The sequence below is a fragment of the Vicinamibacterales bacterium genome (assembly GCA_041659285.1).
GTDB lineage: Bacteria > Acidobacteriota > Vicinamibacteria > Vicinamibacterales > UBA2999 > 12-FULL-67-14b.
The window spans coordinates 71357-85661 of the sequence record JBAZYO010000013.1 but is presented as its reverse complement, the minus strand read 5'-3'; the positions used below and the strand labels follow the sequence as shown (position 1 = coordinate 85661).

Annotated in this window: 12 protein-coding genes; 5 read left to right on the top strand and 7 right to left on the bottom strand. The window is 63.0% G+C overall.

The genetic code is table 11. The annotated features are described in order from the left end of the window. Positions 1-34: 34 nt before the first annotated feature. The 6 genes from WC815_18830 to WC815_18805 form a co-directional block, all read right to left on the bottom strand. A complete protein-coding gene (locus WC815_18830) occupies positions 35-2467 on the bottom strand; it encodes an ABC transporter permease (protein ID MFA5910841.1) in 2433 nt (810 codons plus the stop codon). Positions 2468-2820: 353 nt separating this feature from the next. Then, positions 2821-4116, bottom strand: coding sequence for a methylamine utilization protein MauJ (mauJ, locus tag WC815_18825; GenBank protein ID MFA5910840.1), 1296 nt, complete (start codon positions 4114-4116; stop codon positions 2821-2823). A 1406-nt stretch (positions 4117-5522) separates the two neighbouring features. Further along, entirely contained in the window at positions 5523-7649 is a 2127-nt protein-coding gene (locus WC815_18820; GenBank protein MFA5910839.1) for a hypothetical protein, read from the bottom strand. Positions 7650-7773: 124 nt separating this feature from the next. Further along, positions 7774-8064, bottom strand: a complete 291-nt coding sequence (locus WC815_18815) for a hypothetical protein (protein MFA5910838.1) — start codon at positions 8062-8064, stop codon at positions 7774-7776. Between the two features lie 4 nt (positions 8065-8068). Further along, positions 8069-8554, bottom strand: coding sequence for a hypothetical protein (locus WC815_18810; GenBank protein ID MFA5910837.1), 486 nt, complete (start codon positions 8552-8554; stop codon positions 8069-8071). Between the two features lie 40 nt (positions 8555-8594). After that, a complete protein-coding gene (locus tag WC815_18805; GenBank protein MFA5910836.1) occupies positions 8595-8993 on the bottom strand; it encodes an ATP-binding protein in 399 nt (132 codons plus the stop codon). On the opposite strand from WC815_18805, the gene WC815_18800 reads away from it, so the two are divergent. The 3 genes from WC815_18800 (at position 8970) to WC815_18790 (ending at position 10899) form a co-directional block, all read left to right on the top strand. After that, positions 8970-9374, top strand: coding sequence for an amidase family protein (locus WC815_18800; protein MFA5910835.1), 405 nt, complete (start codon positions 8970-8972; stop codon positions 9372-9374). The genes WC815_18805 and WC815_18800 overlap by 24 nt on opposite strands. Before the next feature lie 861 nt (positions 9375-10235). Beyond that, positions 10236-10463, top strand: coding sequence for a hypothetical protein (locus tag WC815_18795; GenBank protein MFA5910834.1), 228 nt, complete (start codon positions 10236-10238; stop codon positions 10461-10463). Next, on the top strand, positions 10432-10899 hold the full coding sequence (locus WC815_18790) for a TA system VapC family ribonuclease toxin (protein ID MFA5910833.1): 468 nt from the start codon (positions 10432-10434) through the stop codon (positions 10897-10899). The genes WC815_18795 and WC815_18790 overlap by 32 nt, the downstream gene beginning before the upstream one ends. A 50-nt stretch (positions 10900-10949) precedes the next feature. Here WC815_18790 and WC815_18785 read toward each other — a convergent pair whose 3' ends face one another. Then, complete coding sequence (locus WC815_18785) at positions 10950-11201, bottom strand: zinc-binding dehydrogenase (GenBank protein ID MFA5910832.1); 252 nt, start codon at positions 11199-11201, stop codon at positions 10950-10952. A 155-nt stretch (positions 11202-11356) separates the two neighbouring features. On the opposite strand from WC815_18785, the gene WC815_18780 reads away from it, so the two are divergent. Beyond that, on the top strand, positions 11357-11725 hold the full coding sequence (locus WC815_18780; protein MFA5910831.1) for a PadR family transcriptional regulator: 369 nt from the start codon (positions 11357-11359) through the stop codon (positions 11723-11725). Then, positions 11722-14295, top strand: a complete 2574-nt coding sequence (locus WC815_18775; GenBank protein ID MFA5910830.1) for an ABC transporter permease — start codon at positions 11722-11724, stop codon at positions 14293-14295. The genes WC815_18780 and WC815_18775 overlap by 4 nt, the downstream gene beginning before the upstream one ends. Positions 14296-14305 lie beyond the last annotated feature (10 nt).

Sequence of the window (14305 nt, the reverse complement as noted above, 5' to 3'; positions counted from 1 at the left end):
GTTCCAGGGCGGATGGAACTCCAACGAAGCATCCTTACTCCTGCCTGAGGATGATTGCCGGATCGATTTGCAGTGCGTGCCGAGCCGGAAGCAGGCACGCAGCGACGGCAGCGACTGCCAGGGTCAAGGACGCGGTGCCGAGAATGGCCGGATCGACGCCGGATACTCTCACGAGGATGGGCTCCATCACCGGCGCGAGCGCCGCCGATGCTGAGACCCCGATCGTCAGACCCGCGACCAGCGGAACGGCCGCTTCCCGCAGCACAAGATTTCTGATCTGCCGGGTACTGGCGCCAAGGGCTCTCCTGATGCCAATCTCGCGATTACGCATTCCGACTGAATGCGCGACGACAGCATAGAGACCTACCACGGCCAGTAAGAGCGCCAACGCAGCAAAGCCCATCAAGATCGCCGTCATGTTGCGCTCGAATCGGTACGCGCGTGCGAAACGGTCAGCAAGAGGCATCAGGCCAGGAACGGGCAGGGTCGCGTCCATCGCCTCCACTTGGGTAGAGAAGGCGGTTGCGAGAGCTGCTGGTTGAACCCGGGTGCGCGCGAACACGAACATGTTCGGTTGCGGTCGTTGCAGGTATGGCACATACACCAACGCTTCAGCGTCCTGTCGCGTGCGATCGCTCTGAACGATATCGCTGGCTGTGCCCACAATCGTGAACGACTGAGGGTGTGCATCCTGAAACAATTGAATGCGCGTGCCCAGCACCGGCTCCGCGGCCGAGTTTTGTCTTACAAACGACTGGTTGACGATGGCGACCGGCGCGGCGGAAGAGTCATCGAAGTCGTTGAAGTCTCGGCCGGAAACGATACTCGCCTCCATCGTTTCAAAGTATCCAGGGCCGACGATCATGCGGCCAACCGTCGGCTGTGCTCCTTTATCAGTCAATAGCGCACTCCCTATCGCGTACGGTGCGTGTGCCGCCCTGTCGGTTGGAGCGACGGACGCAATCGCCAAGGATTGCACGCCGGGGACTCGCTGCAAGCGAGCAGAGAGGCGTTGATAGAACGAAATCTGCTCGGCGTTGCCAGGATAGGATTCCGGCGCAACGTACATCGACATCGTCAATACGTTTGTCGGATTGACGCCGATGTTTGCCGTATACACATTGAACACACTGCGCGCCATAAGACCGGCGCCAGTCAGGACGACCAGTGCCAATGCGATTTCGGCTGTAATCAGAACGTCAGCCAACCTCTTGGTGCGAGGGGTACCGGCCACGCCACGGCTGTTATCATTCAATGTGTGATTGATGCTGGATCTCGTCATCCAAAGCGCCGCAGGGAGGCCGACGAGACTCCCTGCGACCATTGAGACGACTACGGCGTAGACAAGTAGCTGGATGTCTGCGGTGTAGCTCAGTGCGGCAGTGGGCGTACCTGCTTGGGCCGACACATACGCACCCACACACTGCTCGGCGATCCACCAGCCGACGAAGCCTGCCGCGCCTGACAGCAGGGCGCTCTCGAGCAGGATCGAACGAACCACCTGTGCGCGCCGTGCGCCGAGTGCCAGGCAAACCGAAATCTCGCGCGACCGCCGCATCGATCGGTTGAGGAGAAGATTAGCGACATTCCCGGATGCGATCAGCAACACCAAGGCAACCGCTCCCCAAAGCGCTTTGTACGTCTTCGTGCCGTCCTCGCCGATGAAGAATTCCCTGAAGTCATGCACGACGGGATAGCGACCGCTGTTTGTATTTGGATAGGCACTCGCAAGCTGGCGGCCAATGGTCTCCATTTCGGCCGTCGCGCTGTCACGAGTCGCACCCTGCGCAAGCCGTCCGAATGCGTAACGTGCAAAGAACGATTCCCGTCTGAGCGCTGCCTCGGTTGGCACAAGCGGAGTCCACAGCGACTGGTCTTCTGGGAACGAGAAGTTCGGCGGCATGACGCCGATCACCACCGTGGAAACGCCATTGAGCCTGATCGCCGAGCCGATCATCGTTGGACTCCCGGCAAACCGACTCTTCCAGAGGTCGTGACGCAGAATCACGACGGGCATGGCACCAGCGTGCTGATCCGATGGCAGGAAGTCGCGCCCTAGAATCGGCTCTACACCGAGCAATGCAAAGGCGTTCGCGGTTACTTGGGTCGTAAAGTACGTTGCCGGCGCGCCACTGTCGCTACCGAGTGTCGTGAAAACTCCTCGCGCCATCGCAATGCTGTCGAATGACCGCGCGTGCGACTGCCAATCCTGATAATCGGGATAGCTGACCGCCTTCTTCGTCGTCGTTAGATATAGGATTCGATCGTTCTCGCGAACCTCTGAAAAGCCCTTGAACAGAGCGGTGTTCGCAACGGTGAACATCGCGATGTTGACGCCGATGCCGAGCGCCAGCATTGCGACCGCCACGATCGCAAACCCACGCGCGCGCCAGAGACGGCGAGAGGCAAATCGGAGGTCTTCGGCAAACAATCGCCAACCGCGACTAAGAGAACTCGGTGAAGTCATCGGTACATCCTGCGACTCGGACACTATGGAGAGGCGCCGAACGATTGTCAATCAGAACCCTACCGAGCGGTTCCGCTCAATGCGCGAATCGTCCGCGCCGTTCGGGCGGCAACAGACTCCCGGGTCGGCCAGCTATGATTAGCGGGATGGATCGACCGCTCTATATCGCCGGTCCGCGCTGGAGCCGCCAGCCCAAAGGGCCAGAGGGTTGGGGCGATTGGCTAAGAGGCAAGGTGCCCCGTCGATGACCACTTCATCATAGCGATCAGGATGCGGGAGGAGCTCGATCTTGAAGTGGTCGTCTTCCGCGACGTCTAAGACACGGATCCTGAAATCGAGTCTTCGACGTTCACTCATGTTGCCGTCTTTCGAGTTGCTCGCTCGGTTTCTAGCTGCACGATTCGCCTCTCAATATTCTCTATACTTCCACCGGGATCGATGTTTGTGGGGATGCACGGATCGGTGCGACCGAGCCGGCGGCCCGTCGCAGCATCTCGAACTTCGGTCCTGCCATTTGAAATCATCCCGCGCAGGAATCTGAGTCGTGCGATGGCGTGATCGACGGCTTCTGGGGATCCGTCATCGCTAATGTGGACGTCACACTCAGGGTCAAAGCCAAGCCGTTCGCCTTCAAAATCGAGGAGGAGGCCGATTCGGAGGCGGCCGTCTGACGACTGGCAATTGAGTACTGCTCGTCCCTTTCCGACTCCCAGGTCTAGCGGCTGAAGGTTTGAGAACTCAGCCTCGATTTGACTTCCGTGCAGATCGACCCTCACAGAAATCGGTGGAATTTCTGGTGGAGTGGCACCCTCGGCGGTGCCGACATTTCGGATATGCGTGATTAGCTCCCGGCCGAGGAGCTCATGGAAACCTTTGAGTTCGTACAAATGTTCTGAGTAGATCGTAGAGCGACTCTTGATCCCAAGTTCAACTTCGATAAAGTGCTGGGCAAGAGCCTTTGCGACGGGCAAATCCTTCCCGAGCCTCATCGTGTCGGCCGCGTCGTCTGGATCGACTACTGGATCATTGGCGGCGTGCGCGACGGCGCAGCGGCCCGAACCATAGAGGTAATCACCAACGTCTTGCCCATCTGCTTGGATTTGGGACACTCGCGCGCGGGCAACGTGATCCTTGATTCCGCCAATAGCGCCGTTAATCCACGCGACCTGCGCCTTACCGTTACCGATGATATTCAAGACCTTCGCGAATCCGAGAAATGCGTAAGGTAGATTCTCGTGCTCAAGCCCGAGCGCTTCTCGGTAGAGCGCCAATGCCAACTTGGCGCGCTGATCCGAGGGCTCTGGTAGGTAGTCAGCAGGCGGCTCCCAGCGGAACGGTTCGGTCGATGGCTCGCGCTCCGTCGGGAGTTCCTCGGCGCGCCCGAGTTTGATCGGGAAGCCTCCGCCGCCGCTAGTCACGTCTCGAACTGCCTGCTCGCCCGACCATGCGAGCGCGCTGAGAAAACGTCGGAGGAGGGAGTGCGCGTCCCCCCACGCTTCCTGTGTGTCCGGATCGTATTTCGTATAAACCGTCGGATAGAGTTTCGACGTGCCGGGCCTCAAAGTCAGAGTCTGACCAGCGAATTGAATTGACGTATCAGTGGCGGGCCACAGAATACGCGTTTCCACTGCGACAACGGCGAACGGCATCTCCCGATCATACGGCTGTGGCGGTTCACACTTGGGCGCCGCAGTTGTGGCTATTGCTGGTTGCGAGCCCTCAACAGCAATAGCCGGGTCCATTCCGTGCAAGGCTTCGCGGGTTTGCAACGCCAAGAGGGAGAAGCGGCTCCGCGAAAAGCTGAAGTCGCAGAATCAGGCACAAAACAATAGACTTACGCCGCCCCGCGTATCAACCAGTTGCGGAAATCGTCCAGTGCGGCGAGCCAGCTCCTAAAGCTGTCGCTATCAACAGCTTACGGATCCAGCCATTTCGCTGTATCGAACTTCCACAGGCTAAGTCGTTGACTTTAGTTTGCTGAGAGCCTGTCGGCACTAATGATGTTGTTCCATCAACCACCGAATAACGACTAACGCGCCAACACCACTGTCCAAGCGGAGACCATTTGCGGTCACCACTGCGACACGATCGACCAGTGTGCCGGTAACCGTAACCTTGCGAGCATCATTGACTCTCACAGTCGCGGGGCTCACCGACAAAAACGTCGTTGACGCTGGCTTCGGCGCAACCGGGGGAACGGTGAGGGGATGGACAGTGTCGAGGCAATCGATCAAAAGCAAGGGGTGTTTATCGAGCAGCGCGGTAGGTGGCCGAAACTCGATTTGTCGGGGCGAACGACGATGGGCGATTGGATCAACCGTCTCACCGACGCGTCGGGTCGTCACTGGGAAGTCCTTCCCAAGGCTGATGCGAAACTGTGGACTCGGTGAGCCGGCTGCGCAGATAACGGAACACGTCGGAGACCGGCCTCCGTGGCGATTGATCGCATCGCGCCGACATGGGATCATCACATTCGGACGACGGGCTATCATCTGTGAGCGAAACGCTTCCGAAGCTAGGGATAGCAGAGCGACTTATCATCGAGATGCTCATTCAGCATCGGGAGTTGTTCGGGCTGCAGATGGTCATGCTCTCCGAAGGCCGATTGAAACGTGGAACGGCGTACGTGACACTCGGTCGTATGGTTCGGAAGGGATATCTACGCTCGCGACAAGACCCACTGCCGCCGGGCGGTATCGGTTTGCCGCGCCGTTACTACACGGCGACGGAGCTGGGCACGCGAGTGTTTGAGGCCTGGGAGACTGCCGAGCGGGCGTTCGTAGCTGGCAACGACAATTCTTGAAACTAGCAACGGCCTGTCTTTGTCCCTCACCGCCGGCGTCTCCTCAAGTCGTTGAAACCGCCCACGAAGGGCCTCGGCTCATTGCGCCAGGAGCACGGCATCATGATCGCGCGAAGGCCAACCGCGCGGGCCTTATGTAACCGGGAGAAAGACGCGACATTAGTCGGCCGCTCAGCCAAGTCAGACCGCAAGCGCCAATTCGCACACGCCGGTTCGGCACAATCCAGTCATCGGAGAATCGACATCGCCATGTCATGCCTGACCGGATAGGTTGCGCCTGACCATTTGCCGCAGGCCTCGCATGATGCGCTCGGTAACGTGGCCAAACGGCTCATCCGTTGTCAGGTAGGTCCACGTCGCGCCACGCTGCCGGGGGTCAATGCCTTCCGTCTGCGCCTGTTCGAGTCGGTTCGGCCATTCGTCATCGATGGCCCGTTGAAACTCCCCGAACATCCCGTGAACTTGCACGATGTAGTTGGCAAATGGATTCGCGGTGCCGAGGGAGATCCACACGGAATCGGCGCGCAGGTTGTTGACGGCAGTCAGGTAGTCGGACCACAGCTCGTCGATGGTGTGCAGCATGACCAACCGCCCCAACTCAGACCCGCACGGCTGTTCTCCCGTCAGCACCCGCTCACGACGCGTACCGGTCAACCGGCGCTGAGCCTCGACTACGGTCTCGTACTTGCGGAGCAGCAGGCGGATGTCGAGATTCTGTCCCTCGGCGATCCGCTGCGCCTGGTCGGGTGCCGCGCAGTCGGCGCCGAACTTCACCATCAATGGGTCTTCGAGCGACACGAAGAACCGCGAACTGCCGGGATCGCCTTGCCGCCCCGCGCGTCCGCGCAGCTGGTGATCGACCCTCCGGCTCTCGTAGCGCGTGGTCCCGACGACATGCAGTCCGCCCAGGACGGCGACGCCGTCGCCGAGCTTGATGTCAACACCACGACCGGCCATGTTAGTGGAGATGGTGACGGCGCCGCGTTCACCGGCTCGCGCGATGACCGCCGCTTCGGCCTCTTCGTTGCGCGCGTTGAGCACAACGTGGTCGATGTCGGCGAGCTGACGGCTCAGCGCTTCCGATTCCTGGACGCTGGCCGTGCCGACGAGCACTGGTCGGCCACTCGCGTGAGTCGCGCGGATTTCAGCCACGATCGCCGTCTCCTTCTCAGCCCTCGTCGCGAAGACCTTATCCGGATAATCGATGCGGATCATCGGCCGGTGGGTTGGAATGACCGCGACATCCAGCTCGTACATCTCGCGGAAGTCTCGCGCCTGCGTGGCCGCGGTGCCGCTCATTCCGCAGACCGTCGGATAGAGCGCGATCAGGTTCTCAATCGTCACGCAGCCGAGCACGCGGCCCTGGACTTTTCGGGCCACACCTTCCTTGCACTCGAGCGCGGTCTGCAATCGACCCGGCCAGCGACGGTCGCGAACAATGCGGCCCTTGAATTCATCGACGGAGAGCACTTGGCCGTCACGCACTACGTAGTCGACGTCGCGGCGCAGCAACGCGTGGGCATGGAGCGCTTCATGAACCGCCGCCATCAACGATCCGGCGCCCTCGGTCGTGGCAACAGCTTCTTGGGGTTGCAAGATGTCGTGCTCGGTGGAGGCAACCCCTTCCTGGGGTTGCCTGATTACGTAGAGGTCGCACCCCAGCATGTGCTCCACCGCCGCAAGCCCAGACGGCGTCAGCGCCACATTGCGGCCGCTGTCATCGGTGGAGTAATCGCCTGGACGCAAACAACGCACGGCCCGGTCGGCGCGGAAGGCTTCATCGCCCGCATTGGTTGCCCCTCCAGCAATGACGAGCGGAATGCGGGCCTCGTCTATCAGCGCGGAGTCTGCCTCGTCCAGCACCGCTGCGGCAAAGGGCCGCAACACGCGGTCGGCGGTGTCGAGCACCAGTTGATCGCGGAGGTAGTCGAAGCCCACCTCGTTTGCGGTCCCATAGGTGATGGCGCAGCCATAGGCCGCGCGACGCTCTACGCTCGTCATCTCCTGCTGGATCACGCCGACCGATAGCCCGAGGCGCCGGTAGATGCCGCCCATCCAGGCAGCATCACGCCTCGAGAGGTAATCGTTGGCGGTCAGCACATGAACGCCCAGTCCGGATCGCGCGAGCCAGACAATCGCCGGCACAGCCGCCACCGTCTTGCCTTCGCCAGTTTGCATTTCGACGACCTTGCCGTCCGCCAGGGCGAGTGCGGCCTGGAGTTGGACATCGAACAGGTCGAATCCCAGCACCTTGTGGATGAGCACCGCCGCGCCGGCGACAACGTCGGCCAGCTTCGTTGCGCGTTTCAACCAATCATCGAGCTGTTCGTCCGACAACTCGGCGAGGGCCGCTTGCGCACGCCGCACTTCATCAATCACCGCGCCTGGACGCGGCTTCGTACCAACGGATCGCCACCATGCACGCATGGAATTCTCCCTTCGTGACCGAGAGTCACTGATGCCTCGTGAACACACGAATGCAGCGGAATGAACCGCTGCCGCGTCAGGAGTGGGAAGGTGGCGGCCGCTGGAACAGCGAGTGAACGCGCAGGGGGTCGGGAAGAACGACGTCAGACTTGGCCCAGTAATGGCCCTTTGCCGCGCGCCACCCGTCGGGGCGAGGTCTTAGACCCGACGGTTCGATCTTGAAGTCCGGACGGGTATCAGGCGTGACCCGGAACCAGGCGATGGTGACGCCCGTTCTCGACGCATCGAACGCCTGCGGCGCCGACACCGACGGCCCGGCCGCCGCCAAGGCGGCGAGGAGCAGTGCGAGGCGCAGCTGCCGGTTCACAGCGTTATTGTACACCGAATAACCCGGCCAGGTCCTCCGTCGAGCAGTCTGCGGCCGGACGTGAATCGCCTGACCGCCCTGGCCTGCGCCAGCCCGTACGACGATTGCGAAGAACATCGAGTAGATCGATATAGGGCATTGCGTAATAGGGGCAATCCCCTTCGTGAACGAGCTTGAACTCGTAGAAGGCGTCTATTTCCGTCGCAGGTTCCGCCGCTTCCAACGTTGACGCTCCTCGCGTGCGTCTTCGATCGGGTGCATCTTCCCGGTGTGTTCCTGCCCGGATGGCATTGACGAACTCGAAACCCGCAAGGAGCTTCAGCGCCTGAAAACCATCGCACCAATCGACAACGAACAGCCCCAGATGATGGAATGCATGGCGTTCGCGCCAGTACGACATCACGTTGCGGACGTCTGTTATTTCACCGGTTCGCTGGACATCTCCAAGGCAGTTGAACCCGGTGCCGGCGAAGTCGCGCGGGCGATTCACGAGGCCGCCTTCGCTACGCGCGTCGGCAAGTACCGCAAGATCATGACCGCGCGAAGGCCAACCGGGCGGGATAGACGATCCGGACCTCCGTCCCTGCCTTCTCACGAGTCCAAATCGAAAGGGCGCCGCCACTTTCCTTCGCCTTGGTGCGCATGCCCTGGATGCCCCAGTGATCGGGACCGCTGGCGGCAATGAGCGCTGGGACGAAGCCGACGCCGTCGTCGCGGATGGCGACCAGAAACTGGCGGGCCTCGTAGGTGATTTCGACTTCGATGTGGCTGGCGGCGCTGTGGCGAAACGCATTGGCGATCGCTTCGCGGGCGACTTGATAGACCGAGTCGCGAACCAACGGCGCGATATCCTGGCGTGAGCCGTTCACGACCACTCTGAAACTGATCGCCGAGAGTTCCTTGCCATGGGTGCGCGCGTCACGCCGCAACAGCTGATTGCGGCTCGAGAGCGCCGCGAGGCATTCACCGTCAGGTTCACGGCGGTTCTCGAATCAGTCGATGCCATCGCCGGCCCGGCCGGCGGCGATCCGGCGTGGCCGATCACCCACGCCATTCAAGTCGGCTCGCTGCCGGAGTACCACAAGGCGTGGTCCGCCGCCGCGCCGCGTAGCTTCGAATTCACCATGCCGATGGATCTGGCTGGTGTGCCCGCGATCTGCCTGCCGTGCGGCTTTTCTGCGGACGGTCTGCCGTACAGCATCCAGTTCACTGGCCGACGGCTCGGCGAGTCGATGCTGTGCCGCATCGCCCATGCGTATGAGCAGGTGACCGACTGGCACGTCCGGCATCCGAATGTGACAACAGCCTGACGCTCCTCACGCCACTTCACGAGCGCGCGTCGTGCGGCCGCTATCGCGGTCGCAGCTTGCTGGAATACTGGGATTCGAACGGAGTCACGCGGCCTCTCGGATGAGCCAGTTGCGGAAATCGTCCAGTGCGGCGAGCCAGCCTTCGCTCACGCACTCCTTGGTGAGCTTCGGCTAGGCCAGCCCTGCGGGCTGGCCCAGACGCTCACAACCACAACGACAGGCGAAGGCTGTCTCGCCGTAGCCCTCGAAGAGGGCGAAGGCGGACCACCTCGGGCGCACCTTTTGCCACACTAATCCGCATCGATCATCGCCAGAACTGCGTACCGCGCGATAGCCGATCACGGATTCTGGCCGAAATCCCTGCGGCCCGATTCCTGCGTCATCCAGCGCATGGGAACCGCAGACAAATGATTCGTCTACATCCTGCGCAGCGATGCTGACCCGAACCGGCACTACACCGGCATCACCAGTGATATCGCCGCCCGTCTGGACTGGCATAACCGCGGGCCTTGCGGATACACCACTGGCTACCGCCCCTGGTCGCTGGTTGTCCAGATCGGGTTCCGCAACGAGGCGGCCGCTCGTCGATTCGAGCGGTATCTGAAATCTGGATCGGGCCGCGCCTTCGCAAAGCGGCACTTCGCCACTGATGATGACGGCGCTTAACGGTGGCTCGTTCGGCCGACGACTTAGTGCGAGTCCAGCTTGCCGGGCCGTAGCGCGCCAGCGCGAAGGCTGGCCCGAGGAGACAAGGCCGCACTGGACGATGTCCGCAACTGCCTCAACGATCGGTGCGAGGGACCTTCCAGCGCCCTCGTTGGACAGTCTGTGCCAGTGCCATAAATATGGCAGAATGGTCCCATGCGCACGACTGTCGATATTCCGGACGGAATGTACCGCCAGCTGAAGGCGCGAGCGGCGCGTGAGGGCAGTTCGACGAGAACCCTCATCCTGCGCGGCGTCAAGGAGGTCCTGAAGTCGGAGCGCCGGAAGGTCGGAACTCCCGTGTCGCTGCCGATCGTCCGGTCCAAGCGCCCTGGCACCGTGGCCCTCGACAATGCCGCCATTTACGACATCGTATTTCCCTGACATCAACGTCTGGGTGGCGCTGACCTACGAGGGGCACGTCCACCACGCGATTGCGGCCGCGTGGTTCGGGACGCTGTCGTCGGAGGCGACCCTGACGTTCTGCCGCCTCACGCAACTCGGCTTGTTGCGGTTGTTGACGGCGAAGGCGGTGATGGGCGACGAGGTCATGACCCAGCCGCAGGCGTGGGCGGCCTACGACCGATGGCTGCAGGATCCCCGCGTGGGGCTGGTCGACGAGCCGCCGGAAATCGAGGCTCGTTTCCGGGCACTCACCCGTCGCCGGCAGCCAGCCACCAAGGACTGGGCGGATTCATACCTCGCAGCGTTCGCCACGATCGGTCAGTTGACGCCGGTCACGTTCGACAGGGGACTGCGCGCGAAGGCGAAGTCGGCCATCCTCCTGGGTCAGCAGAGGGCATCGGGGGATCGCAATTGAGCCGTACACGCTCACATGTCAAGGTCACGCCGGAAACTTCGGAGGAGCCATCAGACTGCCAACGAAGTGTTGTCGATCACAAACCGGTACTTCACATCGCCCTTGAGCAGTCCGAAAAACGGGTCCAGGTCGTGCGGCGCGGCCACGGTGTTGAGGATGAAGTGGAAGCTCTTCGCATGGGCCGTCATCTCGTCGGCGTTGCGCGAGACCGCGACCTCGTTGGCCCCCAGGGCCAAGGCGGCCACTCGTTTGGATTCGGACGTCGTGAACGCCACCACGTGCGCGCCCATGGCATGCGCCAGCTTGATGCCCGCTCGACTCTTCCAGTGTCCCGGCCATAGATCTGTCTCATTCTGAACAATCCGGCCGGCCCTCTCTCGCGACGGCTGTGGCCATTTCGTTCGAGAATCTCAGCTGCGATTGACGACTGTGAACACTTTGATATACATATCGCGCAATGCCAGACAAGCCTGGAAGCGTCGACCGGCTGTTGCCGCTCAAACCCAAGGTTCTCCACATCCTGTTGGCGGTGGCAGATGGGCCCCGGCATGGCTACGGCATCATGCAGGAGGTGGCCGGGCGGACCAACGGCCAGGTTCGCCTCTGGCCGGCAGCCTTGTACGGCTTGCTGCGGGAGCTCGAGAAGACCGACTTCATCGTGGAGTCGGATAAACGGCCGGCCGCCGATGAAGACGATGAGCGGCGTCGGTACTTTGCGCTCACCCCACACGGGAAGCGCGTGCTGGATGCCGAGGTGCGGCGCCTCGAGGCGATTGTCACTCACGCCCGCTCGAGCCGGGCGTTGCGAAAGGCGGCTCGCGCATGACGCGTGATCGGCGTGACATCCGCGAGGACGGCGAACGACTGCTCAACGCCGCCCGCGCGCGCGGGCGCGTCGCCCTGGCGACGACGTGGTTCGCGCTGCTCTGGGATCTCGTCTTCGTCGGAGCCAGGCACGATCTTGCACAGGCACTGCGGGCGCTCGTTCGCTCGCCGGGAGTCACGCTCGGCACGTCACTACTCCTCGGACTTGGTGTCGCGGCCACGACCACGCTCTTCGCCTTCGTTGACGCGGGGCTGCTGCGGCCGCTGCCTTACGATCAGCCCGGTCGGCTCGTCGTCATGTTCGAATCGAACGTCAGCCAGGACCGCTTGCGCGAAGGGCCGTCCCCGGGCAACGTCGTCGACTGGGTCGCCCGCAACGATGCGTTCGATGCGATCACCGCCGCCATGACGGTGTCGGCCACCCTGCGGGGACGCGACGGCGGCACGCCGATCACCGGGGTGCATGTCACGCGCGGTTTCTTCGACGTGTATCGTCGTCAGCCACGGCTCGGGCGCACGTTCCACGCGGACGAATACGAAGGCGCGACGTCGATCACGTCGCGGCAGCCGTCCAGCGGCGAACCGGTCGTCGTGCTGAGTTATCGCCTCTGGCAGACCCTGGGGGCCGATCCACAGATCGTTGGCCGAACCGTCTCCATCGAAGGCCGCGACTGGAGCGTGATCGGGGTCATGCCCGAAGACTTCGCGGTGCCCGACGCGGCGGCGGCCTTCTGGGCGCCGTGGGACATGCCGGTGTCGTACCGCCCGCGTTTTCCGGACGGCCCCCCTCGCGACGCCCGGTTTCTGCGCGTCGTCGGCCGGATGAAAGCCGGGATGTCCATCGCCGGCGCCGAAGCGCGCATGCAGGCGCTGGCCAGCGGGCTGGCGGCCGAACACCCGGACACCAACGCCGGTTGGACCGTTCAGCTGTCTCCGCTCGCGGATGAAGTGTCCCGAACGAGCCGCCTGGAACTCCTCCTCGTCTTTGCGGCGATGTTCTGCCTGCTGTTGCTGGTGTGCGCCAACGTCGCCAGCCTCGCCATTGCGCGGGGGGTCGCCCGCGCGAGGGAGATTGCGATCCGCCTCGCCCTCGGCGCCGGCGGGAGCCGCGTCACCCGACAGTTGATCGCCGAAAGCGCGTTGAGCGCGATCGTGACCATGGTCATCGCCGTTCTGCTCACCACGTGGTGGGTGGACGCGGCCCTGTCCATCGCGCCCGCCGGGATTCCGCGCCTGCACGAGGTGGCCATGAACGCACGAGTGGCGTCGTTCGCAGCCGTCCTCGCGCTGCTGGCCACCGCGCTCGGCAACGCCGTGCCGACCTTCCGCGCCAGCCGCACGCCGATTGCCGGTGCGCTCAAGGACGGCGGCGCCGTTTCGGCAAGCGCGGCGGGCCGGCTGCGCGCGGGACTGGTGGTGGCCGAGATTGCGGCGGCCGTGATGCTGCTCGTCGGCGCCGGGTTATTGGCCCGGACATTTGCGGAGTTGCGGCGCGTGGACGTGGGCTTCGACACGCGCAACCTCCTCGTGCTGCGCATCACGCCTGATGCCGCGCGCTATCGCACTGGCGCGCAGACCACCGGCTACTACCGCCGCGTGCTCGATTCACTTCGCGAGGTTCCCGCTATTACGTCCGTGGCCGCGGTCACGAACCTGCCGATGAGCACGATCGGCTCCGACTTCACCCGGCCGTACTGGCCCGAGCAGGCCGGCCCTGAAGGCAGGAAGGTGGCCGACGCCAGCATCCGGATGGCGACACCTGGATACTTCGGCACGCTGGGCCTGCCCGTGATGGCCGGACGCGAGTTTACGGACCGTGATGACGCTGAGGCGCCGCGCGTGGTGATCATCAATCAGAAGCTCGCGCGAAACACGTGGGGTGATGAAAACCCGATTGGGCGCCACCTGGTTCTCGACTACCAACGCGGACCATATCCCTATGAGGTGGTGGGCGTGGTGGGCGACGCCCGTTACGACGGCCCGCGCAGCGAGCCGGTGCCCGAGATCTTCGTTCCGCACGCGCAGAACCCGTACCTCGTCCTGAACGTGATTGCTCGCACGACCCTCGATCCCAACACCGTCGCCCAGATGGCCCGTGCCGCCGCGCTGCGTGTCGATCCCGATCAACCCGTCCACTCGGTGACCACGATGGACCAGCTGCTCGGCGATGCCGTGCAGCTGGATCGATTCGCCATGCTGCTGATTACGCTGTTCGCGGTTGGCGGGCTGATCACGGCGGCCGGTGGCGTTTACGCCCTGCTCGCCTACACCGTGCTGCTGCGGCGTCGTGAAATCGCGCTGCGGATGGCGCTCGGGGCGTCACCGCGCCGCGTCGCCCGGTCGATCGTGATGGAATCGCTGGTGCTCGCCGTCGCCGGCGGCACGATCGGTATGGTTGGTGCGGCGGCCAGCAGCCGTCTTGCGCGCACGATGCTCTTTGGCGTGGCGCCGCAGGATCCGGTCACGCTCGCGACCGCCGTTGCCGTGCTCCTGGTGGTGGTCGTGGCCGCCAGTTGGTTGCCGGCGCGACGTGCCGCACTGATCGACCCAGGGCGCGCGATGACGATTTGAGGTAGAACGC